This is a genomic window from Pseudomonas graminis (assembly GCF_013201545.1).
Classification (GTDB): Bacteria; Pseudomonadota; Gammaproteobacteria; order Pseudomonadales; family Pseudomonadaceae; genus Aquipseudomonas.
Window position 1 is genome coordinate 2143216 of record NZ_CP053746.1, and the last position, 25931, is coordinate 2169146.

Here is a 25931-nt window from a genome sequence, read left to right on the forward strand (position 1 = left end):
CGCAGTGTATCAGGTCGCAGCCCCTGCCTTGGGGCTGCGCGCGATAAATGGTGAGTGCATCACGCCTCGATCTCGGGCTCCGGTTGTGGTTTGCGCGCCGGTGCCTCGGGGGCCATGCGTGGCGACAGTTGCAGGAAGATCGACGCTGCCAGCATCGCCAGCACGCCGACACACAGGAAGGTCAGCTGGAACGCACCGAGCACGTCGCTGACTTCCCCCGTTGCCACATCGTCGCTGAATCCGCCCAGCAACGCGGCCGCGCAGGCGACGCCGAGACTCAACGACAACTGCGCGACCACCGACAGCAAGCTGTTGCCGCTGGCGGCACTGGCGTCATCGAGATCGATCAGCGTCACTGCGTTCATCGCCGAGAACTGCAGCGAGTTGACCCCTCCCAGAAACGCCAGATGAACCAGCAGCAGCCAGTACGGCGTGTCGGCAGTGACCAGCGCCATGCTCGCCAGCAAAATGCCCAGCAGCATCGTGTTGCCGGTCAGCACGATGCGATACCCCAGTCGCTCAATGGCTTTGGTCGCCAGCGGCTTGGCGAACATCGCCGCGAGCGCCAGGGGAATCATGCTCATGCCCGCATGTGAAGGCGAGTAACCCAGGGCGACTTGCAACATCAGCGGTAGCAGGAAGGGCAGGGCGCCGCTGCCCAGTCGGGCAAACAGATTGCCCATGATGCCCACCGCAAAGCTACGAGTTTTGAACAGCTGAGCGGAGAACAACGGCGCTTCTACGTGACTGGCGCGTAACCAGTACGCGGCGAGACAGGCCATGCCGCCGAACAGCAACATCACCACCCGCAAGTGCGGCAGGTCCAGTTCACCGAGACCTTCCATTGCAATGGTGATCAGCACCATCGACGCGCCGAACAAGCCGAACCCCACCAGATCAAAACGCGTACGTCCGCCACCCTGAAGATCGGGGATGAACTTGCGCACTGCGAAGCACCCGAGAATCCCCACCGGCAGGTTGATCAGGAAGATCCAGTGCCAGCTCAGGTATTCCACCAGCCAGCCGCCGACTGTCGGGCCCATCAGCGGGCCAAGCAGGGCGGGCATGGTGATGAAACTCAGAGTGCGAACCAGCTCGGTCCGGGGGTAGGCGCGCAACACGATGAGCCGGCCGACCGGCATCATCAACGCACCGCCGAGGCCCTGAATCACCCGTGCGCCGACTAGCATGCCGAGGGAGTTGGACACCGCGCACAGCAACGAGCCAAAGCTGAACAGCAGGATGGCGCTGAAAAAGATGCGCTTGATGCCGAAGCGGTCGGAAATCCAGCCCGACGCCGGAATCAGCAGGGCGATGGTCAGCATGTAAGCGATGATCACCGACTGCATACGCAGCGGGTTTTCCGCCAGCGAGCCGGCCATGGATGGCAGCGCGGTGTTAAGGATCGTGCCGTCCAGGCTTTGCATGAAGAAGGCGATGGCGATGACCCATGGCATCCAGCGCAGGGTGCGGGCGTCCAGCTGCGGGGTAGAGGTCGGCATGTGGATCGAGGGTCCTTATGGTTGCGGGAAACAGGCCAATTAATTGTCAGATGTAACTGCTGGGAGCACGGCCCCGGTAGACGCTCTCACTGCTGAAGCGCGGTCCTTGTGGGAGTGAGCTTGCTCACGAAGAGGCCCTGACAACCGCCCCATCTCGGCGGCCTGATTGCCAACATTCGCGAGCAAGCTCGCTCCCACACACAGAACTCAGTGGCTGCCCGCCAGCAGCCAGACAGCCCGATGCATTACAGCGTCAGCGTCAACCCGCTCAGCAGCGCGCCGGGCAGCAGACTCGAGGCGGTCTGGCGCTGACTGTAGGTGCTCGTCGACAGCAGGAGTTCCCTTTCTGTGGTCAGTTGTTCCAGTGCCGTGCCCAGCAGGCTGAAGATACTGTCGTCGAAGCGCATGGTGTTGACCGGCGCCTTGATCTGCCCGTCTTCGACCCAGAACGTGGCGAAGCGGGTCATCCCGGTGATGCGCCCGGCGGTGCGGTCCGAGAAATTCAGGTACCACAGGTTGCTGATGTACAGGCCCGTGCCCAGCGCTTTCAACACTTCATCCAGCGCCAGTGAACCGCCGTCCATGCTCAGCGCGCTCGGTGACTCGCCCCAGCCTGCGCCGTTGGCGACAAGGCCGTATTCGGCGGCGCTGCGCGAGTCGATCATGCGATCCCGGGCCACGCCCCCGGCCACCAGTGACAGGTCCATGCGCGGATAACCTTCACCGGAAAACGCAGGGGACAACGAGCCGCTGACCTGCTCGCTCAAACTCACCAACGGATTCAGCGTGGCGTGGCCGTCGTACAGCCGCTGCAAGGGACTGGTCTTGTCGGCCAGCGACTGTGCAGAGAAACCTCCCCAGCACAGCATACCGATGACTTCTTCCAGCGCGGCAGGCGCCAGGTAAGCGCGGTATTGCCCGGGGGCGAGGGCGTGCGCCGGGCGGCCAAGAAACGCCAGTTGCTCACGGGCCAGGGCGAAGCGCCGCGCAAAACCGTCGTCGGTCCACGTGTGCCCGGCGTAGTTGGCTTTCACCGCCTGCCCGTTCTCGTGGAACAGGCTCCAGTCGAAATTGAAGCTGTTGGCCTGGTGCCAGCCCAGCGCACCGCTTGAACTGGCGAAGCCGCGATAAATCGGACCGGCCGCGTAGATGCCGACCAGATCCAGCCCTTCGCCCAGTTGCGCGATCTGCTCGACCACATGTGCACTGTCTGGCAACGGCGTCTCTTGCACGTTGCTGCTCTGCCAGGCCTCTTCGTTCAGTTGCAGATAAGGGTCTTCCGGCAGCAGCGTCAGGGTCTCGCGCAGTTGAAGCAGGGCGTCGCTCAGGCGTTGTTGATCCACCTCGCCATCGCCCGACAGCGTAAGGCTCAGGTTGGCGTGGCGGCCTGCGGCGATCAGCTTGAAGGTCACGCTGGCTTGCTGCACGTGGCCGGCCTGACGCACCTTGGCGTGGTTGAAACGGATGAAGTCCGACGCTTCGGCGTCGTAGCTCAAGGTGTAACGCTCGTCGGCGATGACCGCGCCGTGCAGCCATTGTGCCAGGGCCTTGAATTGCGCTTGATGGGACATCATGCGTCACCTCCGAAAACATCAACGCCCGCGAACACGCAAGCGGGCGAGGCGTGCCCCACGCGGATCACTTGATTGGGTTCGCCTTTGCCGCAGTTGGGCGTGCCGAGGACCTTGAAGGTGCTGGCGTCGCCGACCGCGCTGAGGTTGCGCCAGAACTGGGCGGAGATCGCGCGGTAGTTCGGGTTTTTCACCACGCCCTTGAGCTCGCCGTTCTCGATCAACTGGCCCCACTCGCAGCCGAACTGGAATTTGTTGCGCGCATCGTCGATCGACCACGAGCGGTTGGTGCTCATCAAAATACCGTGCTCGATGCCGCCAATGAGCTGCGCCATCGACTTGTCGCCTGGCTCGATATTGAGGTTGGCCATGCGGTCGATGGGCGCGCGGTTCCAGCTGGACGCGCGGCTGTTGGCGACGCCTTCCATGCCGCTGCGGTATTGCGACAGCGCGCCGCCCAGAGGCCTTACCAGTAAGCCATCCTTGATCAGGAATTGCTTGCTCGCCGGCGTGCCGTCGTCATCAAAGCTGTAGCTCGCCAGTTGCTCGGGGATTTCAGGATCAAAGGTCACGTTGAGCAGGCTTGAGCCGTATTGCAGGCTGCCGAAGTCGCTGGCTTTGACGAAGCTGGTCCCTGCGTAGTTGCGCTCATCGCCGAGGATGCGGTCCAGCTCCAGCGGGTGGCCGATGGATTCGTGGATTTGCAGGGTCATCTGGTCGGGCGTCAGCAGCAGATCACGCGGGCCGAAGGGCGTGTTCGGCGCCATGACCAGTTGCAGCGCCTGATCGGCGACGTTGACCGCCGCACCGATGATCCCGCACGACGCGATGACTTCCGCGCCGCCTTGCTGGCCGAAATTCTCGCGGCCGAGGCTGCGGGTCTGGCTATCCTGCCCGTCGTAGGCCGTGACGGTCAGACCAGGGAAGACGAAGCGCTGGGCCTGACGGATTTCGGCACCGAAGTTGTTCAGGTAAATCTGCTCGACGTTCTCAAGCCCCAGGCTCACCTGCCAGTTGACCAGACGTTCGTCCCTCGGCACCGACGCCGATTCGGCATTGAGCAGGGCGTAGCAATCACTGAGCGATGGAAACGCATGTTGCAGATTGGGCGAAAGGTAATCGGCGTGGGCGGTGGCGACAGCATGGTCGCGCAGGTCAAGGAGCGAATGCGGGGCCAGTTGCCGCGCTTGAGTTTCCGCCTGTTCCAGCGCCGTTTGAAGTCCGCGCTGGGAGAGGTCGTTGGTGGCCGCGTAGGCTTCGACACCATTGACACGCACGGTCAGCATCGCGCCCTCGTCGATGCTGAGCTGTGGCGGCTCGGCGACGTTCTTGCGCACCGACAGATGCTGGCTGGTCTGTTTGACATAACGCAGGGAAAAAAACGGGGCGCTGCTCTGCAGGGCGGCGAACCGCTGCTTGAGCTGAGCGGAAAAGTCGAACATGCAGGAAGGCTCCTTGACGATTCGGACAGGCAACGGCCCGAATCATAGCGCGGATGATCACTGCAGCGGGGGAGGGAAGGACAACGCGCCATTGTGGGACCGGCTTTAGCCGGGAATGCGCCAGGTGTCACACCGCAAAATCTAGGGTGTAGCCACTGGCCTCTTCCCGGCTGAAGCCGGTCCCACTGACACATCGGCGCGGCAGATGTATCTGCTGGCAAATGGACTGTGGGAGTGAGCTTGCTCGCGAAGAGGTCGGCACATCCACTGAATCTTCAGCGGCTGAGATGCCTTCTTCGCGAGCAAGCTCGCTCCCACATGGACCGGGTGTGCTGGACGATTGCACAGCACCCCCGGGGAGCCTCCTGCAGTAACGGCGGTGATTACTGCGCCAACGGGCCCACTTCACGCATCGGCTTGCCACGCACTGGCGCGTCGCCTGCGACGTAGTAATCGGCGGTGCTACGCGGCAGCGGGGCGCGGCCGCGGATCTTGTCGGCAATCTTCTCGGCCATCATGATCGTTGGCGCGTTGAGGTTGCCGGTGGTGATCAGCGGCATGATCGACGCATCCACCACACGCAGCCCTTCCATCCCGTGCACACGGCCCTGACCGTCAACGACCGCCATTTCATCGGTGCCCATTTTGCACGAGCAGGACGGGTGATACGCCGTCTCGGCGTGCTCACGGATGAACGTGTCCAGCTGCTCGTCGCTTTGCACGTCGATTCCCGGGCTGATTTCGCGGCCACGGTATTGGTCCAGCGCCGGCTGCTGCATGATTTCGCGGGTCAGACGAATGCCATCGCGGAATTCTTGCCAGTCCTGCTCGGACGCCATGTAGTTGAAAAGAATGCTCGGGTACTCGCGCGGGTTCTTCGACTTCACCTGCACGCGACCACGGCTTGGCGAACGCATCGAACCCACGTGCGCCTGGAAACCGTGCTCCTGCACGCCCTTGCTGCCGTTGTAGTTAATCGCGACCGGCAGGAAGTGGTACTGAATATTCGGCCACTCGAATTCCTCGCGCGAACGAATGAAACCGCCTGCTTCGAACTGATTGCTGGCGCCGATCCCTTTGCCGAGGAACATCCACTCGGCGCCGATGGCCGGCTGGTTCCACCACAGCAGCGACGGGTACAGCGAGACCGGCTCCTTGCAGGCGTACTGCAAATACATTTCCAGGTGGTCTTGCAGGTTCTCGCCAACGCCCGGCAGATCATGAACGACCGGAATGTCGAGCTTCTTCAGCAGCGCGGCGGGGCCGACGCCGGAACGCTGCAGGATCTGCGGCGAAGCAATGGCGCCGCCACACAGCAGGACTTCCTTGCGAGCGCGCGCTTCAATGCGGGTGTCGCTGTCGCCAACCAGGTAGGCCACGCCGACGGCGCGCTTCTTGTCGAACAGAATCCGGTCTGTCAGCGCGTGAGTGACGATGGTCAGGGTCGAGCGCTTCTTCGCTTCGTCCAGATAGCCACGGGCGGTGCTGGCGCGACGGCCGAACGGCGTGACGGTACGGTCCATCGGGCCGAAACCTTCCTGCTGATAACCGTTGAGGTCGTCGGTGCGCGGATAACCGGCTTGCACGCCTGCTTCAACCATCGCGGCGAACAGCGGATTGTTGCCGGCCTTGGGCGTGGTGACGCTGACCGGGCCTTCGCCGCCGTGGTAGTCGTTCGGGCCGATATCGCGGGTTTCTGCCTTGCGGAAGTACGGCAGGCAATCAAGGTAGGACCAGTCTTCCAGGCCCGGGTTTTTCGCCCAGCCATCGTAGTCCATGGCGTTGCCGCGGATGTAGCACATGCCGTTGATCAGCGAAGAGCCACCCAGGCCCTTGCCGCGACCGCATTCCATACGGCGGTTGTTCATGTGCGGCTCTGGCTCGGTCTCGTAGGCCCAGTTGTAGCGACGGCCCTGCAGCGGGAACGCAAGCGCGGCCGGCATCTGCGTGCGGAAGTCGGCGCGATAGTCCGGGCCGCCTGCCTCAAGCAACAGCACAGTGACGCCTGCGTCTTCGGTGAGACGGGCTGCCAGGGTGTTACCGGCCGAGCCGGCGCCGATGATGATGTAGTCGTATTCCAAGATAAATCTCCTTGGGAGTTGCAAGCGTCAAGCCTCAAGCTGCAAGAACAAGCAGCGAGACGGCGCCTGCGGGATTGGTGGGGTGAGCGGCAAACCAGGACTGCAGTTGCTTTGTCTTGAGGCTTGCCGCTTGCCGCTTAAAGCTGCTTTAGAACACCGACGCGTAATCGCCCAGCTCGACCTGCACAGACTTGATGCGGGTGTACTGCGCCAGCGAGCTGATGCCGTTCTCGCGGCCCACGCCTGACTGCTTGTAGCCACCGACCGGCATCTTCGCGTCGGACTCGCCCCAAGCGTTGATCCAGCAGATACCGGCTTCCAGTTGATGGATCACGCGGTGTGCGCGGTTCAGGTCCCTGGTCACGATACCGGCGGCCAGACCCATCTCGGTGTCGTTGGCGCGGCGGATCACTTCTTCTTCGCTGTCGTAGCTGAGGATGCTCATGACCGGGCCGAAGATTTCCTCTTTGACGATGGTCATCTCATCGGTGCAATCGGTGAACACGGTCGGGGCAACGAACGCTCCATTGGCCAGCTCGCCCTCGGTCAGACGGTCGCCGCCGATTAGCAGGCGCGCGCCTTCTTCCTTGCCCTTGTTGATGTAGCCGAGCACGTTTTCCATGTGCGCGAAGCTCACCAGCGGGCCGAAGTTGATGTTGTTGTCCTGGGGGTTGCCGACGCGGATGCGTTTGACGCGCTCAAGGATTTTCGCTTCGAAGGCAGATTTCAGGGCGCTCGGCACGAACACGCGAGTACCGTTGGTGCAGACCTGACCCGAGCTGTAGAAGTTGGCCATCATCGCGATGTCGGCGGCGCGATCCAGATCGGCGTCGTCGAAAATGATCAGCGGGGACTTGCCGCCCAGCTCCATGGTCACTTCCTTGAGCGACGAGCTCGACGCGCTGGCCATGACTTTCTTGCCGGTCTGCACGCCGCCAGTGAACGAGATCTTCTCAATGCGCGGGTGCTCGGTCAGCCAGCTGCCGACGTCGCTGCCGGCGCCCGTCAACACGTTGAACACGCCGTCCGGCACACCTGCTTCGGTGTAGATTTCGGCCAGTTTCAGCGTGGTCAGCGAGGTGACTTCGCTTGGCTTGAAGATCATCGCGTTGCCGGCTGCCAGCGCAGGGGCGGACTTCCACAGGGCGATCTGGATCGGGTAGTTCCACGCGCCGATGCCGACGGTGACGCCCAACGGCTCGCGGCGGGTGTAGACGAATGAGGTGTCACGCAGCGGAATCTGCTCGCCTTCGATGGCAGGCACCAGGCCGGCGTAGTACTCCAGCACGTCGGCGCCGGTGACGATGTCGACGTATTTGGTTTCGGAGATCGCCTTGCCGGTGTCGAGGGTTTCAAGCTCGGCCAGCTCATCGTTGCGCTCACGCAGGATGTCGACAGCACGACGCAGAATGCGCGAGCGCTCCATGGCGGTCATGGCGGCCCAGATTTTCTGGCCCTTTTCAGCGCTGACAACGGCGCGTTCGACGTCTTCTTTGGTCGCGCGCTGCACCTGGGCCAGGACTTCGCCATTGGCCGGGTTGATGGCGTCGAAAGTCGCGTTGCTGCTGGCGTCTACGTAGCCGCCATCGATGTAGAGTTTTTGCAGTTCGAAACGGGCCATAAAATCCTCGCAGTAGTCTGGGTGGGTGACGACCGAGTGCGCCGTGCGCTGCCTTGGTCGTGGTGCCGGCTGCTTCAGCTCGGCGCTTTTGCCAGTTGAAAGTCCATGTACTCGTAGGCGATCCGTTGCGCTTGTTCGGTGTCGAAGGCGTCGCCGGAAAGCGCGCCGCGCAGCCATAAGCCGTCGATCAAGGCCGCGAGCCCGCGGGCTGCGCTGCGTGCTTCATCCAACGGCAATGCGCGACGGAACTGGCAGCAGAGGTTGGAATACAGACGGTGATCGTTGATCCGCTGCAGCCTGTGCAGCGAGGGCGAATGCATGCTGGTTGCCCAGAAGGCGAGCCAGGTTTTCATCGCCGGACCGTTGACCTGACTGGAATCGAAGTTGCCCTCGATGATCACTTTCAGGTGAGCCCGCGGGCTGTCGTCGTTCAATGCCCGGCGCCGCTCGGCGACGCTGGCGATCAGCGCGTTCATCAAGTGGCGCATCGTCGCTGCGATCAGGCCGTTCTTGTCCTGAAAGTAGTGACTGATGATGCCGTTGGAGACCCCTGCCAGTTTGGCGATCAGCGCAATGCTGGCATCGCCCATCCCGACCTGATCGACCGCCGTCAGGGTGGCCTGGATCAACTGCTGACGCCGAATGGGTTGCATACCGACCTTGGGCATCTGTGGGGCTCCTTGATGTGCAGGGTGAACGTGAGTGGCTGGAAACGGCGTCCACTGTAAAGCTTTTTAATTGAACGTTCAATCAACAAAAAAGCGGGGTCGCAAAAAGGCAGCCACAAGCTTTAAGCTCCAAGCCGCAAGAGTCGAGGCTTGGCGGCCTTTTTCTTGCAGCTTGAGACTTGAAGCTTGCAGCTGCTATCAGCCGTGATTCTTGCCCAGCAATGCGTGGTACAGCTCGCTGTCGCCGAGGATGCCGACCAGTTGGTTGTTCTCCTGCAGCACCAGCTTGTTGCCGGTGTGGTAGCGAATCTGCAGGGCATCGCGCATGCCGATGTCGGAGTGGACAACGGTGGGTTTGCGGTCGAGGGTTTCCACCGACTGGCCCGGTGCCCAGCTTTGCAGATCAAGGCTCGCACCATGCTGATGGGCGCCGGTGATGGCGTTGCCATCGGTAAGATCAATCCATGTGTCGTCGCTCGGGTCCAGACAGACCTGAGAACCGTTGATGCGCGTGCACTGGGTGATCGGGCGCATCAGGCTGCGACCGCACAGCACGTTGAGCGGGTTGGTGTGGGCGACAAACGTACGGACGTATTCGTCGGCGGGATTGAGCACGATCTCTTCCGGCACGCTGTACTGAATGATCCGGCCGTCCTTCATGATCGCGATGCGGGTGCCGAGCTTGAGCGCTTCGTCCAGGTCGTGGCTCACGAAGACGATGGTCTTGTTCAGCTTCTTCTGCAGCGCCAGCAGTTCATCCTGCAAGCCCTGACGAATCAGCGGATCGAGCGCCGAGAAGGGCTCGTCCATCAGCAGAATGTCGGCGTCCATCGCCAGGGCGCGAGCCAGGCCGACACGCTGCTGCATGCCGCCCGACAGCTCGTCCGGCTTCTTGTTGCGCCATTGGGTCAGGCCGACCAGTTCCAGCTTTTCGTCCACCAGCGCGCGCCGCTCTTTCTCGGGGCGGCCCTGCATTTCCAGACCAAAACTGATGTTCTCGCGCACCGTCAGCCAAGGCATCAGGGCGAACTTTTGAAACACCATCGCGATGCGCTTGGTGCGCATCATTTTCAGCTCGGCAGGGGTGCAGGCTGCGATGTTGATCTGATTGCCTTCGTGCTCGACGAACAGCGAGCCGCGGCTGACGGTGTTCAGGCCGTTGATGCAACGCAGCAGGCTGGATTTGCCCGACCCGGACAGGCCCATCAGCACGCAGATCTCGCCTTTGTTGATCTCCAGCGTAGCTTTTTCAACGCCGACGATCTGGCCGGTTTTCTTGAGGATTTCTGCCCGCGTAAGGCCCTGGTCCAACAGCTTGAGTGCCTCACGCGGGTCTTTGGAGAAGACGACGTCAACCTGATCGAATTTGATGATGCTCATGCGTCGGCCCTCACTTTGGCGTCCGGTTGTTTGCAGATCCGGTCGAGCATGATCGCCAGCAATACGATCGCCAGGCCCGCTTCGAAGCCCAGAGCGATATCAGCAGTGTTCAGTGCGTTGACCACAGGTTTGCCCAAGCCGTCAGCGCCCACCAGCGCGGCGATGACCACCATCGACAGCGACAGCATGATGCACTGGGTGATGCCGGCCGCGATGCTCGGCATGGCGTGGGGCAGTTCGATACGGGAGAGCAGTTGACGGCGCGAGCAGCCGAAGGCTTTGCCGGCGTCGAGGAGTTCTTGCGGGACATCACAGATGCCCAGATAGGTCAGGCGGATGGGCGCGGCGATCGCGAACACCACCGTCGAAATCAGGCCCGGCACCACGCCGAGGCCGAACAGGGTCAGGGTCGGGATCAGGTAAACGAACGTGGGCACCGTCTGCATCAGGTCGAGCACAGGGCGCATGCAGGTGTAAAACATCGGCTTGTGCGCGGCAATGATGCCCAGCGGCACGCCGATCACCACACAGACCGCCGTGGCGAACAGCACCTGCGCCAGGGTCTCCATGGTTTCCTGCCAGTACCCCAGGTTAAGGATCAACAGAAAGGAAATGATCACAAAGGCGGTCAGGCCCCATTTGCGCTGAATGAAGTGAGCGAGCAGGGCAACCAGGCCGATCAGCACGAAGGGGTTGAACCAGGTCAGGCCGCCGGTCAGGCCGTGAATCATGGTTTCGAGTGACGAAGCAATGGCATCGAAGGTGCTGGCGCCGTGTTGCGTCAGCCATTCGACAAAGCCGGCGATGTACTCGCCCAGAGGGATTTTATGATCAGTCAGCATGATGTCGGTTGTCCGCGTGCGGGATGAAAAGAGGACAACAGGCGGGCGTTACACGCCTGCCTGTCGAGTTACTTCGTCAGCTCGGCTTTTGCGGCTTCCAGGCCAGGTTTTCCGTCCACGGTGGTGACGCCCGCCAGCCAGGTGTCGAGTACTTGAGGGTTGGCTTTCAGCCATGCCTTGGCGGCTACCTCAGGCTTTTTCTTGTCGTCGAGGATATTGCCCATCAGCGTGCTTTCCATCGGCAAGGTGAACGACAGGTTCTTCAGCAACTGACCGACGTTGCTGCACTCGGTGGTGTAGCCCTTGCGAACGTTGGTGTAGACCGTGGCTTTACCGAAGTCGGGGCCGAAGAAGTCATCGCCGCCGGTGAGGTATTTGATTTTGAAACGGGTGTTCATCGGGTGCGGTTCCCAGCCCAGGAACACCACGTCGGTGTTGCGTCGCGAGGCGCGGTCGACCTGGGACAGCATCCCCGCTTCGCTCGATTCGACGACCTTGAAGCCTGCGTCTTTGAGGCCAAAGGCGTTTTTGTCGATCATGCTCTGGATCAGGCGGTTGCCGTCGTTGCCCGGCTCGATGCCATAGATTTTGCCGTCGAGCTCTTTCTTGAATTTGACGATGTCGGCGAAATCGTGAAGCCCCTTGTCATACAGGGCCTGGGGAACGGCGAGGGTGTACTTGGCGTTTTCGAGGTTGGCGCGGACGGTCTCGACGGTGCCGGCGTCGCGGTAGGCCTTGATGTCGTTTTCCATGGTCGGCATCCAGTTGCCGAGGAAGATGTCCATGTTCTTGCCATCGGCCAGCGACTTGTAGGTCACAGGTACGGAAATCATCGTGGTTTTGGTTTTGTAGCCCAACGACTGCAGCACGACGCTGGTGACGGCGGTGGTCGCCGTGATGTCGGTCCAGCCCACATCGGAAAAATTGACCGTCTGGCAAGCGGCAGGCTCTGCAGCCTGGGCCAGGAGGGGAAGACTCAGCGCAACGCCCAGTAACAGCCTGTGTGAACCTTTCATGTCGGACTCCTTTGGTGTTTTCTTCTCGGCATCAACCGCAGCTGATGCGTTTTCTGGTGTCGGCGAGTCAAGTTGGGAAAACAGCTCCATCACTGCGTCTGGCGATTGAGTCGACAACGATCATGTAACAGGGAAAAACAAACGCCTACAGGGGGCGTCGTATCCAGTACACAGGGAGTCGTATCCAGCATCAGTGACGTCGCTTACAGGTTTTTTCCCTGCTCGCCGAATGATTCCCGGGACAAAAGCAGAGTGACGATACGGCAAAAAGTGCCGAAATCGGCAGCCGATCGTGCTCAGGCACCGGTAAAAGCAGAGGCGACGTTGGTGGGCATGGGTGAGTCGGTGTGAGACGCCGCCCCGCAAAACAAAAGGCTGATGATGCCGCCATCTCGGTGGATTGCTGCTTGAGCGTAGCAGCTCCATCGCCGGCCGCGCGGCGCGCCGGGAGCCCTGTTTTCGGAGGTTTGCGGTTAATGGCTATCAGCGTGTTCGACCTGTTCAAAATCGGTATCGGCCCCTCCAGCTCACACACCGTCGGCCCCATGCGCGCGGCGGCGCTGTTCGTTCAGGGTCTGCGCGAACGCGAACAACTGGGGCAAGTGAACCGCGTTGAAGTGCGGCTTTACGGCTCGCTGTCGGCAACCGGCGTCGGCCATGGCAGTGACAGCGCGGTGGTCATGGGCCTGATGGGCGAATGGCCCGACGCAATCGATCCTGCGCTGATCGGCCAGCGCATCGCCGAACTGCGTGAAACCGACACCTTGAAACTCAATGGCGATCACCCTATCCCTTTTATCTGGCAGCGCGACATGTTGCTCGTCGATGAAAACCTGCCGTTCCACCCCAATGCTATGACGCTGATCGTATCTGACGAGCACGGCGAGTTTCATCGCGACACTTACTACTCGGTGGGCGGCGGTTTTGTCGTCGACGAAGCCCAGGCCGCCAGTGGCGTGCTGGATCGCGACGAAACCGTGCTGCCCTATGATTTCTCCAGCGCCGACGAATTGTTGATGCTCTGCGAAACCCACGGCTTGCGGGTATCGCAACTGATGATGGAAAACGAGAAAGTCTGGCGTAGCGAGGACGAAATCCGCGCCGGGCTCATGCACCTCTGGCGGGCCATGCAGGCGTGTGTGGAACTGGGTTTGAAGCACGAAGGCATCCTGCCGGGCGGCCTGAACGTGCGTCGTCGTGCGGCGCGTCTGCATCGCAGCCTGCTGGAGCTGAACAAGCCGAACGTGATCGGCTCGACGCTAAGCGCGATGGAGTGGGTCAACCTGTTTGCGCTGGCGGTCAACGAAGAAAATGCCGCCGGGGGGCGCATGGTCACGGCGCCCACAAACGGCGCTGCGGGGATCATTCCGGCGGTGCTGCATTACTTCGTCAAATTCAGCGACGAAGTCAGCGAAGCCAACGTGGTCGATTACCTTTTGGGCGCGGCGGCTATCGGCATTCTGTGCAAAAAGAACGCGTCGATCTCCGGCGCCGAAGTGGGCTGCCAGGGCGAGGTCGGTTCCGCGTGCGCCATGGCCGCGGCCGGTCTGGCGGACATCCTGGGTGCCACCCCGGCGCAGCTGTGCAACGCGGCTGAAATCGGTCTGGAACACAACCTGGGCCTGACCTGCGATCCGGTGGGCGGACTGGTTCAGGTGCCGTGCATCGAGCGCAACGCCATCGCTGCGGTGAAAGCCATCAACGCCGCGCAAATGGCCCTGCGCGGCGACGGCCAGCACTTCATTTCGCTGGACCGGGTCATTCGCACCATGCGCGACACCGGCGCCGATATGCACGACAAATACAAAGAGACTTCGCGAGGCGGGCTGGCGGTCAGCGCCGTCGAATGTTGAGTCGGTAACGCCCGGTCTCGGGATAAACGCAGGTGCGCCTGTCGCCGCCTGCTCGCTTTTCGCACACGTCCCACTGAGCCCGCTACCTTTTGGCGCGCGCTCACTCTTGAGCTGGCGCGATGCCATCTGTATCCAAGGCCCATCACCGACGCTCGATCACTCTGTGCATCGGGTGACACTCCCTGACCGCCTGCCGATTCGATGGTTCACACAAGTGCTACGGAAGTGCTCATCCCTCCCGCAGCGCTTATGGCTCAGCCGTCACGAGGTCGCGATTTGAATCGTTGTGTCGCTCCCGAATAGACGCTTCGCGACGTCGCTATCGGGAGTTGTTGAATGCTCATTCAAATTTAGGCATGGCAATTGCGTTGCAATGACCAAGCTCTCCGCAGATGAGGGCGAGACAACGAGAGCCTCTGCTGAGGCCTTCAACCGTTTTACGCGTGAGGAGAAGTGTGATGACTACGTTCAACTCCGGGGCCCAACCCCAGAACCGTGCGCCCCAATCCATCGGCTTCCTGCTGCTGGACAACTTCACATTGATCTCCCTCGCGTCAGCGGTCGAGCCACTGCGTATGGCGAATCAGTTATCGGGTCGCGAGCTGTATCGCTGGACTACGCTGACCGCTGACGGCGGCCAGGTCTGGGCCAGCGACGGTCTGCAGATCACCCCGGACGCCGCGATGCACAAGGCGCCGGTGCTCGACACCGTGATTGTCTGCGGCGGCGTCGGCATTCAACGCAGCGTTACCCGCGAACACGTCAGCTGGCTGCAGAGCCAGGCGCGTCAGTCCCGTCGTCTTGGCGCGGTGTGCACCGGCAGCTGGGCACTGGCCTGCGCGGGCTTGCTGGACGGTTTTGATTGCAGCGTGCACTGGGAATGTCTGGCCGCGATGCAGGAAGCTTTCCCCCGCGTCGCCATGAGTACGCGCCTGTTCACCCTTGACCGCAACCGCTTCACCAGTTCCGGCGGCACCGCGCCGCTGGACATGATGCTGCACCTGATCAGCCGCGATCATGGCCGTGAGCTGTCCGCCGCGATCTCGGAAATGTTCGTCTACGAACGCATCCGCAACGAACAGGATCACCAACGTGTGCCGCTCAAACACATGCTTGGCACCAACCAGCCGAAGCTGCAGGAAATCGTCGCGCTGATGGAAGCCAACCTGGAGGAGCCGATCGATCTGGACGAACTCGCGGTGTATGTCGCCGTGTCCCGACGTCAGCTGGAGAGGCTGTTCCAGAAATACCTGCACTGCTCGCCGTCACGCTATTACCTCAAGCTGCGCCTGATCCGCGCGCGGCAATTACTCAAGCAGACACCGATGTCGATTATCGAAGTGGCTTCGGTGTGCGGGTTCGTGTCCACGCCGCACTTCTCCAAGTGCTATCGCGAATACTTCGGCATCCCGCCACGCGACGAACGCGTGGGCTCCAATACTACCCAGCAAGTAGCAATGCTGCCGATTCCGCAGTCGCTCGTCCTGGCGCCGTTGTCCGGCCCACTGTCAGCGCTGAGTCAGGCGCGTAATGAGTCGACGTTTGCGAGTGTGCGGTTGTAAGAGCGCAACGGTCTCCTGTAGGAGTGAGCTTGCTCGCGATCAGTCGTATGGACGATAGATCTGTATCGGCTGTACCGGCCTCTCGCGAGCAAGCTCACTCCTACAAAATGCGTCACGCCTCTAGGCACTCTGCTTGTAAGCCGCCAGCGCCGGCAACAACTGCTGATCAATCGCCTGGCGCACGGCTGGCAAAATCGTCGCGCTGCCGCTCAGCAGTTTCTCTACCAGTTGCCGCAAGGCCCGAGCGCGGTCGTCATTGAGGCCGCGCACCGCTTGGGCACAGGCCTGTTCTGCGCTGAGGCCGGAGGGCACGTCGAGACCGATCGCTCTGAGTTGGCTGATCAAGTCGTCCTGGTCGATGAGGTCTGCGTGCATCATGACGTGCGCTCCGTCTGTTGAGGTTGACCTGATTCTGGTGGTGCGCGCGTGAGCTCGGCAAGCGCTGGCGTCACAGATGTCTGGCATACGCATCAGCGTGTCGTTTTCGGCTATGTAACCGTTTAGTTCATTTGGCATAATCGCCCCACTTACGTTGCGCGGACTACGGTTTGGTCACCCTCTGGCTCGCGCAACTGCCTCACCCCGGTTTTGTAACGGCTTAACCGGGGATTTTTTTGCCTGTCGTTTAGGCTCCCTCGAGCGGCAGGGTATGAGTGGTCTGCGCAACGTCGGATGGTTTGATAAACTCCGCAGCCTTCCAGGAGCCGCCATGAACTACCGTCACGCCTTCCACGCCGGCAACCACGCCGACGTTTTCAAACACATCGTTCTGACTCGCTTGATCGCGCTGATGTCGCGCAAGGAGCAGCCACTCGCTTACCTCGACACCCACGCGGGCATCGGCCTGTATGACTTGCAGGGCGATCAGGCAACGCGCACCGGCGAATGGATCGAAGGCATTGGCCGTCTCTGGGATGCCGATGACGTGCCTGAAATGGCGGCCGGTTACATCGACGCGATTCGCCAGATGAACCGCAAGACCGGCGAACTGCGTTACTACCCGGGCTCTCCCGAACTGGCCCGCCGCCTGACCCGCGAACAGGACCGCGTGCTGCTCAACGAAAAGCACCCGGAAGACGGCGCGCTGCTTAAAGACAACATGAAATACGACCGCCGCGTCGCCGTGCACCTGGGCGAAGGCTGGCACGTGCCACGGGCCTTGCTGCCGGTTCACGAGAAGCGCGCAGTCATGCTGATTGACCCGCCGTTCGAGCAGCTCGATGAGATGAAGCGCTGCTCCGTCGCCCTCAAGGAAACCATCGCGCGGATGCGCCAGACCGTTGCGGCCATCTGGTACCCGATCAAGGACCAGCGCGCCCTCAAGCGTTTCTATCAGGAACTGGCCGAGACTGGCGCACCGAAGCTGCTGCGAGTCGAGTTGTTCGTGCACCCGCTGGACACACCCAACAGCCTCAACGGCTCCGGCCTGGCGATCGCCAATCCGCCGTGGGGTTTGGAAGAAGAGCTGCGCGAGTTGATGCCATGGCTGGCGAAGAAGCTCGGCCAGACCCAGGGCGACTGGAAGATGGATTGGTTGATTGCGGAGTAGCCGCTCTTGGTTTCTGCGGTGTGACGGCTTACGTCTTCCCGGCTAAAGCCGGTCCCACTGAGAGCACGCGTAGTGTCAGTGGGTTCAGCTTTAGACGGGAAGGGGCCAGGAAGTGATGCAGCGGACACCGTTCATTTAGAGTGAGCTTGCTCGCGAGGGCGGCATCTCAACCGCTGACTATTTAGCGAATGTAATGGCCCATTCGCGAGCAAGCTCGCTCCCACAATTCGTTCATCTGCCGGAGGATCGGCGATGTCTGCCTCCCCCGGCCAAGGCAGCCTTTGCCGATACCAGGGATGCCAACGGGTCCAACGCGGCCGATCCCTCTATGGGGTAACTCAGTTCCCCGCCAGACTCGGCGGCATGCAGACGCCGGTGCCGCCGATACCGCAGTAGCCCTGGGGATTCTTCGCCAGGTATTGCTGGTGATAGGCCTCGGCGAAGTACACGGTCGGCGCCTGGTCGATGTCGGTTGTGATTTCCCCGAGACCGGCCTTGCCCAGTTCGGCTTGATACACCTCGGCGCTGGCCTTGGCCGCCTGCAGTTGCTCAGGGGTTGTCGCGTAGATCACCGAGCGGTATTGGGTGCCGATGTCGTTGCCCTGACGCATGCCCTGGGTCGGGTTGTGCAATTCCCAGAACATGGCCAGCAGTTGCTCATAGCTGACCTTCGCAGGCTCATACACCACGAGCACCACCTCGGCATGGCCCGTCAGACCCGAGCAGACTTCTTCGTACGTCGGGTTCGGTGTGAATCCGCCTGCGTAACCCACGACGGTGCTGACGACGCCATCACGTTGCCAGAAGCGACGTTCTGCCCCCCAGAAACATCCCAGACCAAAGATGGCGAATTCGACGTCGTTGAAGAACGGCCCAAGGAGGGGAGTGCCGTTGACGAAATGAGTTTCAGGCAGGGTCATGGGTGTTTCACGCCCGGGCAGTGCCTGCTGGGCTGTAGGGAGAGCGTTTTTATTCACAAGAATTTCCGAGCGCAAGACCATGAGGCACATCCTCTCTGGGGCAGGACAACCAACATGCGTTGTCAGTGAAAACCGTATATGGGGTCAGAATCGGCTGATGCAAATGCAGGGCGGCAAGTGTGCCGCACTGATGTGATGCGGGGAAGGGGGGCTCAGGCCAGCGGGCCGCGCGGGTAGCGACGCAAGGTTTCGATCAGCGCTTCGCCCGGGATCGGCTTGTCGAACAGATAGCCTTGACCGACATCACAGCGATGACGACGCAGGAAGGCCAGTTGTGCCGCCGTCTCGATGCCTTCGGCGACCACGGTCAGCTTGAGGTTGTGAGCCATGGCGATGACCGCCGAGGTGATTTCCATGTCGTCCTGATCGTCCGGAATGTCCCGAATGAAGCTGCGGTCGATCTTGATCACGTCGATGGGGAATTTCTTCAGATAGCTGAATGACGAATAGCCTGTACCGAAGTCATCCATCGCCAGGGTCAGGCCCAAGGTCTTCAACGACTCCAGCTGCAGGCGCGTGTCTTCAGTTGCCTCCAGCAGCAGACCTTCAGTCAATTCCAGTTCCAGTAGCGACGGGTCGAGCTGTTCGTCACGCAGAATACCGGCCAGCGAAGAAACCAGCTCCGGATCGGAAAACTGTTTGGGCGACACGTTGATGGCCACATGCAGCTTGCCGTAGCCAGCCGCAGTCAATTGCTTGCTCATGCGGCAGGACTGGCGCGCGACCCATTTGCCGATCGGGATGATCAGGCCGGTCTCTTCGGCGACGCTGATGAACTGATCCGGGCGAATCATGCCTTTTTCCGGATGGTTCCAGCGCAACAACGCTTCCATGCCCAGCAAACGGCCACTGCGCAGGCACAGTTTCGGCTGGTAGAAGACCTCAAGTTCATTCTGAGTCAGGGCGCGGCGCAGATTGTTCTCGACGAAAAGCTTGTAGCTCGCCTCGGCGTTCAGCGCCTCGGTGAACACTTGCACCTGATGCTTGCCGTTGGCCTTGGCTTTGTGCAGCGCCAGGCCTGCGTTCTTCATCAGCGTCTGCGGGTCGCGGCCGTGGATCGGCGCGCACGCCAGCCCTACCGAGCCGGTCACGCTGATCAACTGATTGTCGACGAACATCGGCTTGTCCAGCGTGCTTAGCACCTGACTGGCCACGCGTTGGCCTTCTTCAGGACTGGTGTCGTCGAGCAGCACGGCGAATTCGTTACTGGCGAATCGCGCCAGTATGCCGGTCGGGCTTAGGCTGTTGCGCAGCCGACGGGCGAGGCTGATCAGCAGTTTGTCCCCGGTGTGGTGGCCGAGGCTGTCGTTGATGCGCTTGAAGTTGTCGATGTCCACCAGCAACAGGCTGATCGGGGTTTCGACGTCGCGAGCGAAGTGCTCGTCCAGGGTTCGGATGAAGGCCGGACGGTTGCCCAGATTGGTCAGATTATCCGTGTACGCCAGGCGCTCGATCCGCTGCTGGGAGAGCTTGGCCTGGGTGATGTCTTCGTAGATGCCGATGTAATGGGTCAGCTCGCGGTTGTCCCCGTACACCTTGGAAATCGACAGCTGGCCCCAGTAGGGCTCTAGGTTTTTGCGCCGGCTCTTGAACTCGCCCTGCCAGCTGTTTCCGTTGACCAGACTGGAGTTCGCGTCGAGCAGCAGCGCGCTGAGGTTTTCGAGCGCAGGCAGCTCCGAGAGTTGCTGCCCGTGGACTTCGTCGGCGGGGTATTGAGTGATCTCGGTGAAACTCGGGTTGACGTACTCCACCACGCCGTCGCGGTTGACCAGCAAAAACGCGTTGGCGCTCTGCTCTACGGCACGCTGAAACAGGTGCAGGGCGCTGGTGGCGGTGCGGCGGTTGTGGTTGTTGATGGCGTGGGCAAACTGGTCGGCCAGCTCGCCGGCGAAGGCGATCTCATCAGACTGCCATTCCCGGGGGGCGCCCGTCTGCTCAAGGCACAGCACGCCCACCACCTGGCCGTCGATGCGCACGGCGGCGTCGAGTATGGCGGTGATGTCCTGGGTGCGCAGTCGCTGAACCAGCTCTTTGGTGCGCGGATCCTGCTCGACGTCGTTGACGTCGATGGCGCGGCTGGTATGCAACACATCCAGGTAGCTGGGGAATTCGCTGATATCGATCGCGTTGGTTTTGGGGAACGTGCTGGTATCGCGGCGATACTCTGCAATCGGCTCCAGGGTCTTGCCGTTCAGGTTCCACAGGCTGGCGCAGGAGATGTTGTAGATCTCGCAGGCGCTTTTGGTGATCAGCTCTGCCGCTTCCTGCAGCGAATTGTTCGAGCTGTAGCGATGGCGTGCGAGGCGCAGAATCAGGCTTTGCTGGCCGCGGACCCGTTCCAGATGGTGCAACTGTTCGTGCTGGGCGCGCTGATTGAGCTCCAGCGCGATCTGCAGACGGGAGTTCTGCACTTCCAGATCCGGGCTGATCACCAGTTCTCCGGGCTCGACCTGCTCATTGACGACCATCAGATAGCCGCGCAGCAAGTGCCGATTGTGTTGCTTGTAAGACTCGCCAATCTCCACCAGACCCAACGGGCCGCGCGTCGTGTGCAGGGTGTAGCGAATCAGGTAATGGGCGCCGCCCGCCAGTTGCAGCTGCACGGCGTCGTGCAGTTGATAGCGCGCTTCGGGCTCCATGAGGCTGGCATACGGCGTGCCCACCAGCGCGCAGAGTTCCACGGCGGGCATGCTGAATTGCTTTTCGCAGTTCGGATCCAGATAGAGCATGGCCCAGCTGGGTTCATTCAGCCGCTCGAAACGCAGCATGCCGAGCCGCGAAGGCACCGGTAATTGCGTCACGACCTCGGCCGCCGGTCTACCGGCAGCATCAGGTTGGCTTTTCATGAAGGAACTCGCTTTCAGGGTGCTGTCGCGCACGGGCAAGGAGCCCGTCTTAAAGTCGCGTGCCGCAAGGTTGCATCATGGCGAACGGGCTGACAAGTGAGCGCGATGGCTTAGTGCTATAAATCTGTCGGCAGACGGTTGATTTACTGGAGGTAATTGATCGGATTGTCAGGGTGAGGGTCGAGCGGTTGGTATGTGTGCATGATCAGCTATCGGCCGCGGGATTAAATACTGTAGGCGCTTGAGGCCGCGCGGCGTCCTCTTTTTAAAGGCAAAAAAAGCCCCGCCAGTCAGCGGGGTTGAGGTACGAGCGTGGCAGCTCGAGAAAGCGAAGGCCCGTTTCTCGAAAAACGGGCCTTGTACGGCTTACAGCAGAATCGTGCGGATGTCCGCCAGCAATTCGCTCAAACGCTTGGTGAAGCGCGCTGCGGCGGCGCCGTTGATCACACGGTGATCGTAGGACAGCGACAGCGGCAGCATCAGGCGAGGCTGGAAAGCCTTGCCGTCCCAGACCGGTTGCATGGTGGCCTTGGACACGCCAAGGATTGCCACTTCCGGCGCGTTCACGATCGGCGTGAAGCCGGTGCCGCCAATGTGGCCCAGGCTTGAGATGGTGAAGCAGGCGCCTTGCATGTCGTTGGCCGACAGCTTTTTGGAGCGTGCCTTTTCCGCCAGCTCGGCCGCTTCGGCCGCCAGTTGCAGCAGGCTCTTCTGGTCGACGTTCTTGATCACCGGGACCAGCAGGCCTTCCGGCGTATCCACCGCGAAGCCGATGTTGAAGTACTTCTTGCGAATGATCGCTTTGCCACTTGGCGCCAGCGAACTGTTGAAGTCCGGCAGCTCCTTGAGCATGTGCGCGCTGGCCTTGAGTAGCAGTGGCAGCACGGTCAGCTTGACGCCGGCCTTTTCAGCCACAGCTTTCTGCGCGATACGGAAAGCTTCCAGGTCGGTGATGTCGGCTTGGTCGAATTGCGTGACGTGCGGAATGTTCAGCCAGCTGCGATGCAGACCGGTTGCGCCCAGCTGCATCAGACGCGTCATCGGCACTTCTTCGGTTTCGCCGAAACGGCTGAAATCGACTTCCGGAATCGGCGGGATGCCCATGCCGCCGGCAGCGCCGCCAGCAGAAGGCGCGTCCTTGGACTTGGTCATGATCGATTTGACGTACGCCTGCACGTCTTCTTTCAACACGCGACCGTGGGGGCCGGTTGCCGAAACAGCGTTCAGCTCAACGCCGAACTCGCGCGCCAGTTGACGAACAGCCGGGCCAGCGTGAACCTTGGCGCCGTTGTTGACAGGTGCGGCGGCGGGTGCGGCAGCAGGCGCGCTTTCAGCTTTCGCAGCCGGAGCAGCAGGGGCGGCCGCCGGAGCAGTCGCTTCAGCCTTGGCTGGAGCCGGGGCTGCAGCTTGTGCAGGTGCGGCGGCCGGTGCAGCACCGGCCACTTTCAATTTCAGGATCAGATCGCCGGTGCCGACTTCGTCTTCGACCTTGACGCTGATGCTTTCGACGACGCCAGCGGCTGGAGACGGGATCTCCATCGAGGCTTTGTCGGATTCCAGGGTGATCAAGGATTGATCAGCTTCGATGCTGTCGCCCACTTTGACCATCAGCTCGATGATGCGAGCCTTGCCCGACGAACCGATGTCCGGAACGTGAATGTCCTGGACGGTATCAGACGCCGCAGGTGCAGCCGTTGCGGCAGGCGCAGGTTCGGCTTCGGCTGGCTTCTCGGCAGGTTTTTCAGCGGCAGGGGCAGGCGCGGCAGCAGCAGGTGCAGCAGCAGGCTCGGCCGCCGCTTCGCCTTCCACTTCCAGCTCAAACAGCTCGTCGCCTTCTTTCAGGCGGTCGCCCAGCTTCACTTTCATCGCCTTGATGACACCGGCTTTAGGCGCAGGGATTTCCATGCTTGCCTTGTCCGACTCCAGCGTCAGCACGCTCTGGTCAGCTTCGATGCGATCACCGACCTTGACCATCAACTCAATGACTTCACCTTCACCGTTGCCGATGTCGGGTACACGAATTAACTCACTCACAATGTCTCTCCTTAGGAGAACCTGTTCCTCGACTGCGCTGATTCATCTGCGACGAAACAGCCTGAATGCTCATTTACCGAAGTAAATTCCGCATTGGCGGCTGTTTCGCGCATATGTCAGCGCTCTATTCGATCGTTACGCAGACCTTAGCAGTCCAGCGGGTTGCGCTTTTCAGGATCGATGCCGAACTTGGCAATGGCTTCCGCCACGACTTTAGGTTCGATATCGCCGCGATCGGCCAAGGCTTCCAGGGCGGCAAGCACCACGAAGTGACGGTCAACTTCGAAGAAGTTGCGCAGCTTCTTGCGGCTGTCGCTACGGCCGAAACCGTCGGTGCCCAGAACCTTGTATTCCTTGGTCGGAACCCACTGACGGATCTGGTCAGCGAACAGTTTCATGTAGTCGGTCGAAGCAATCACCGGACCTTTACGGCCGTTCAGGCATTCTTCAACGTAGCTCAACTGTGGCTTCTGACCCGGCTTCAGGCGGTTGCTGCGCTCTACGGCCAGGCCGTCGCGACGCAATTCGTTGAAGCTGGTGACGCTCCAGACGTCCGCGCCAATGTTGAACTGCTCGCGCAGGATCTTCGCCGCCTCGCGTACTTCACGCAGGATGGTGCCCGAACCGAGCAGCTGCACGTGATGCGCGGCTTCCTTGGTGTCCTCTTCCAGCAGGTACATGCCCTTGATGATGCCTTCCTCGGAACCGGCCGGCATGGCAGGTTGCGTGTAGGACTCGTTCATCACGGTCAGGTAATAGAAGACGTCCTGCTGTTCTTCGAACATCTTCTTCATGCCGTCCTGAATGATCACCGCCAGCTCGTAGCCGTAGGTTGGATCGAAGGTGCGGCAGTTCGGGATGGTCGACGCCAGGATGTGGCTGTGGCCGTCTTCGTGCTGCAGACCTTCACCGTTCAGGGTGGTACGACCGGCGGTGCCGCCGATCAGGAAGCCACGGGTGCGGCTGTCGCCTGCAGCCCATGCCAGGTCGCCGATACGCTGGAAACCGAACATCGAGTAGAAGATGTAGAACGGAATCATCGGCTGGTTGTGGCTGCTGTACGAAGTACCTGCCGCGATGAACGAAGACATTGCACCGGCTTCGTTGATGCCTTCCTCGAGGATCTGACCTTTCTTGTCCTCGCGGTAGAACATCACTTGTTCTTTGTCGACCGGCTCGTACAGCTGGCCTACAGAAGAGTAGATGCCGAGCTGGCGGAACATGCCTTCCATGCCGAAAGTGCGTGCTTCGTCCGGAATGATCGGGACGATGCGCTGACCCACTTCCTTGTCCTTGACCAGTTGGGTCAGGATGCGCACAAACGCCATGGTGGTAGAAATTTCGCGGTCGCCGGAGCCGTCAAGGATGGCCTTGAGGGTTTCCAGTGGCGGAGTCGGCAGGCTGAAGCTCTGCGCGCGACGCTGTGGCACGAAGCCGCCCAGTGCAGCGCGACGCTCGGCCAGGTAGCGCGCTTCGGCGCTGCCTTCTTCCGGCTTGAAGAACGGCAGGGCTTCGAGTTGGTCGTCCTTGATCGGGATGTCGAAGCGGTCACGGAAGTGACGCAGGCTGTCGACGTCGACCTTCTTGGTGTTGTGCGCGGTGTTCTTCGCTTCACCGGCGCCGGTGCCATAACCCTTGATGGTCTTGGCCAGAACCACGGTCGGCTGACCTTTGTGGTTCACCGCGTTGTGGTAAGCCGCATAGACCTTGTACGGGTCGTGGCCGCCACGGTTGAGCTTCCAGATTTCGTCGTCGGACATGTCCGCAACCATCGCCTTGAGTTCCGGCGAGTTGAAGAAATGTTCGCGCACGAAAGCGCCGTCTTTGGCTTTGTAGTTCTGGTATTCGCCGTCGATGACTTCGTCCATGCGACGTTGCAGGATACCGTCGACGTCTTTGGCCAGCAGCGGGTCCCAGAAACGACCCCAGATGACTTTGGTCACGTTCCACTGAGCACCGCGGAACACGCCTTCCAGTTCCTGGATGATCTTGGCGTTGCCGCGAACCGGACCGTCCAGACGCTGCAGGTTGCAGTTCACGACGAAGATCAGGTTGTCGAGCTTCTCGCGACCGGCCAGGGCGATGGCGCCCAGGGATTCCGGCTCGTCGGTCTCGCCGTCGCCCAGGAAGCACCAGACTTTCTGCTTGCCTTCAGGGATGTAACCGCGGTGCTCCAGGTACTTCATGAAGCGCGCCTGGTAGATCGCCTGAATCGGACCCAGACCCATGGAAACGGTCGGGAACTGCCAGAAGTCTTTCATCAGCCACGGGTGTGGATAGGACGACAGACCGTTGCCATCGACTTCCTGACGGAAGTTGTTCATCTGGTCTTCGGTGATGCGGCCTTCCATGAACGCACGGGCGTAGACGCCTGGCGATGCGTGACCCTGGAAGTAGATCAGGTCGCCGCCGTGTTCGTCGGTCGGGGCCTGGAAGAAGTAGTTGAAGCCGATGTCGTACAGGGTTGCACTGGAAGCGAAGCTGGAGATGTGGCCGCCCAGATCCGGGTCGCCGATGTTGGTCTTGACCACCATCGCCAAAGCGTTCCAACGTACCAGCGAGCGAATGCGGCGTTCCATGAACAGGTCGCCGGGCATGCGTGCTTCGTGGGTAACGGGGATGGTGTTGCGATAAGGCGTGGTGATGGCGTAAGGCAGCTGCGAACCACTTCGTGTGGCCAGCTCACCCATACGGGTCATCAGATAATGAGCACGGTCTTCGCCTTCTTTGTCGAGAACCGATTCCAGGGCGTCCAGCCATTCCTGGGTTTCGACGGGATCGAGGTCTTGCATGGCTTGCTCCAGGGCGGAAAGGCTTCCAGAATCGGTTGCCTGAGTTTGTTGCGACTGGCCTTGTGGGCAGACGATATAAATTCTTGGATGACCGGATGGGTCCCCGGTGTTGTGTAGTTTTACTACAAATCTCGGGCTAATTCAGCTTTTTGACTTGTATATACAGTAGTAAAACTACAGCTGAGCGACGTT

The 25931-nt window shown here is 61.0% G+C and carries 17 protein-coding genes; 3 read left to right on the forward strand and 14 right to left on the reverse strand.

The genetic code is table 11. From position 1 onward, the window contains the following. Positions 1–59: 59 nt before the first annotated feature. From mdtD to FX982_RS09770, 9 genes are all read right to left on the reverse strand, one after another. The gene (gene mdtD, locus FX982_RS09730; protein ID WP_172610484.1) at positions 60–1502 is read right to left on the reverse strand and encodes a multidrug transporter subunit MdtD; all 1443 of its coding nucleotides are present in this window, start codon (positions 1500–1502) and stop codon (positions 60–62) included. A gap of 245 nt (positions 1503–1747) precedes the next feature. Further along, positions 1748–3073: a TldD/PmbA family protein gene (locus tag FX982_RS09735; protein ID WP_172613017.1), complete on the reverse strand. Its 1326-nt coding sequence runs from the start codon at positions 3071–3073 to the stop codon at positions 1748–1750. Further along, entirely contained in the window at positions 3073–4515 is a 1443-nt protein-coding gene (locus FX982_RS09740; protein WP_172610485.1) for a TldD/PmbA family protein, read from the reverse strand. Before FX982_RS09740 ends, FX982_RS09735 begins: the two co-directional genes overlap by 1 nt. Positions 4516–4898: 383 nt before the next feature. Further along, a complete protein-coding gene (gene betA / locus FX982_RS09745; protein WP_254074888.1) occupies positions 4899–6596 on the reverse strand; it encodes a choline dehydrogenase in 1698 nt (565 codons plus the stop codon). Between the two features lie 148 nt (positions 6597–6744). Next, positions 6745–8217 (reverse strand): betaine-aldehyde dehydrogenase, encoded by a 1473-nt coding sequence (gene betB, locus FX982_RS09750; RefSeq protein ID WP_172610486.1) that lies wholly within the window; start codon positions 8215–8217, stop codon positions 6745–6747. Between the two features lie 74 nt (positions 8218–8291). Continuing rightward, complete coding sequence (gene betI / locus FX982_RS09755; RefSeq protein ID WP_122533875.1) at positions 8292–8885, reverse strand: transcriptional regulator BetI; 594 nt, start codon at positions 8883–8885, stop codon at positions 8292–8294. A gap of 198 nt (positions 8886–9083) precedes the next feature. Next, the gene (gene choV, locus FX982_RS09760; protein WP_172610487.1) at positions 9084–10265 is read right to left on the reverse strand and encodes a choline ABC transporter ATP-binding protein; all 1182 of its coding nucleotides are present in this window, start codon (positions 10263–10265) and stop codon (positions 9084–9086) included. Continuing rightward, positions 10262–11110, reverse strand: coding sequence for a choline ABC transporter permease subunit (choW, locus tag FX982_RS09765; RefSeq protein WP_172613019.1), 849 nt, complete (start codon positions 11108–11110; stop codon positions 10262–10264). Before choW ends, choV begins: the two co-directional genes overlap by 4 nt. A gap of 65 nt (positions 11111–11175) precedes the next feature. After that, the gene (locus FX982_RS09770) at positions 11176–12123 is read right to left on the reverse strand and encodes a choline ABC transporter substrate-binding protein (protein WP_122533873.1); all 948 of its coding nucleotides are present in this window, start codon (positions 12121–12123) and stop codon (positions 11176–11178) included. A gap of 476 nt (positions 12124–12599) precedes the next feature. Between FX982_RS09770 and FX982_RS09775 the strand changes: the two genes are divergently transcribed. Then, complete coding sequence (locus tag FX982_RS09775) at positions 12600–13976, forward strand: L-serine ammonia-lyase (protein WP_172610488.1); 1377 nt, start codon at positions 12600–12602, stop codon at positions 13974–13976. A 458-nt stretch (positions 13977–14434) separates the two neighbouring features. Then, a complete protein-coding gene (locus FX982_RS09780) occupies positions 14435–15538 on the forward strand; it encodes a GlxA family transcriptional regulator (RefSeq protein ID WP_122625583.1) in 1104 nt (367 codons plus the stop codon). A 120-nt stretch (positions 15539–15658) separates the two neighbouring features. On the opposite strand, the gene FX982_RS09785 is transcribed toward FX982_RS09780, so the two are convergent. After that, entirely contained in the window at positions 15659–15916 is a 258-nt protein-coding gene (locus FX982_RS09785; protein WP_172610489.1) for a hypothetical protein, read from the reverse strand. 331 nt (positions 15917–16247) lie between these two features. On the opposite strand from FX982_RS09785, the gene FX982_RS09790 reads away from it, so the two are divergent. After that, positions 16248–17087, forward strand: a complete 840-nt coding sequence (locus tag FX982_RS09790) for a 23S rRNA (adenine(2030)-N(6))-methyltransferase RlmJ (protein WP_172610490.1) — start codon at positions 16248–16250, stop codon at positions 17085–17087. A gap of 338 nt (positions 17088–17425) precedes the next feature. Here the strand turns inward: FX982_RS09790 and msrA are convergent, their stop codons facing one another. From msrA to aceE, 4 genes are all read right to left on the reverse strand, one after another. Then, the gene (gene msrA, locus FX982_RS09795) at positions 17426–18088 is read right to left on the reverse strand and encodes a peptide-methionine (S)-S-oxide reductase MsrA (RefSeq protein ID WP_172610491.1); all 663 of its coding nucleotides are present in this window, start codon (positions 18086–18088) and stop codon (positions 17426–17428) included. A 131-nt stretch (positions 18089–18219) separates the two neighbouring features. Continuing rightward, positions 18220–20913, reverse strand: coding sequence for a putative bifunctional diguanylate cyclase/phosphodiesterase (locus FX982_RS09800; RefSeq protein ID WP_172610492.1), 2694 nt, complete (start codon positions 20911–20913; stop codon positions 18220–18222). A 366-nt stretch (positions 20914–21279) separates the two neighbouring features. Continuing rightward, a complete protein-coding gene (gene aceF / locus FX982_RS09805) occupies positions 21280–22947 on the reverse strand; it encodes a dihydrolipoyllysine-residue acetyltransferase (protein WP_172610493.1) in 1668 nt (555 codons plus the stop codon). 146 nt (positions 22948–23093) lie between these two features. Then, a complete protein-coding gene (aceE, locus tag FX982_RS09810; RefSeq protein WP_172610494.1) occupies positions 23094–25739 on the reverse strand; it encodes a pyruvate dehydrogenase (acetyl-transferring), homodimeric type in 2646 nt (881 codons plus the stop codon). Positions 25740–25931: the final 192 nt, after the last annotated feature.

Excerpts from the sequence above, each read along its gene's own strand:
- mdtD (WP_172610484.1), bottom strand. The coding sequence starts at position 1,502 with ATGCCGACCTCTACCCCGCAGCTGGACGCCCGCACCCTGCGCTGGATG.
- FX982_RS09735 (WP_172613017.1), bottom strand. The coding sequence starts at position 3,073 with ATGTCCCATCAAGCGCAATTCAAGGCCCTGGCACAATGGCTGCACGGC.
- FX982_RS09740 (WP_172610485.1), bottom strand. The coding sequence starts at position 4,515 with ATGTTCGACTTTTCCGCTCAGCTCAAGCAGCGGTTCGCCGCCCTGCAG.
- betB (WP_172610486.1), bottom strand. The coding sequence starts at position 8,217 with ATGGCCCGTTTCGAACTGCAAAAACTCTACATCGATGGCGGCTACGTA.
- betI (WP_122533875.1), bottom strand. The coding sequence starts at position 8,885 with ATGCCCAAGGTCGGTATGCAACCCATTCGGCGTCAGCAGTTGATCCAG.
- choV (WP_172610487.1), bottom strand. The coding sequence starts at position 10,265 with ATGAGCATCATCAAATTCGATCAGGTTGACGTCGTCTTCTCCAAAGAC.
- FX982_RS09770 (WP_122533873.1), bottom strand. The coding sequence starts at position 12,123 with ATGAAAGGTTCACACAGGCTGTTACTGGGCGTTGCGCTGAGTCTTCCC.
- FX982_RS09775 (WP_172610488.1), top strand. The coding sequence starts at position 12,600 with ATGGCTATCAGCGTGTTCGACCTGTTCAAAATCGGTATCGGCCCCTCC.
- FX982_RS09780 (WP_122625583.1), top strand. The coding sequence starts at position 14,435 with ATGACTACGTTCAACTCCGGGGCCCAACCCCAGAACCGTGCGCCCCAA.
- FX982_RS09785 (WP_172610489.1), bottom strand. The coding sequence starts at position 15,916 with ATGATGCACGCAGACCTCATCGACCAGGACGACTTGATCAGCCAACTC.
- FX982_RS09790 (WP_172610490.1), top strand. The coding sequence starts at position 16,248 with ATGAACTACCGTCACGCCTTCCACGCCGGCAACCACGCCGACGTTTTC.
- msrA (WP_172610491.1), bottom strand. The coding sequence starts at position 18,088 with ATGGTCTTGCGCTCGGAAATTCTTGTGAATAAAAACGCTCTCCCTACA.
- FX982_RS09800 (WP_172610492.1), bottom strand. The coding sequence starts at position 20,913 with ATGAAAAGCCAACCTGATGCTGCCGGTAGACCGGCGGCCGAGGTCGTG.
- aceE (WP_172610494.1), bottom strand. The coding sequence starts at position 25,739 with ATGCAAGACCTCGATCCCGTCGAAACCCAGGAATGGCTGGACGCCCTG.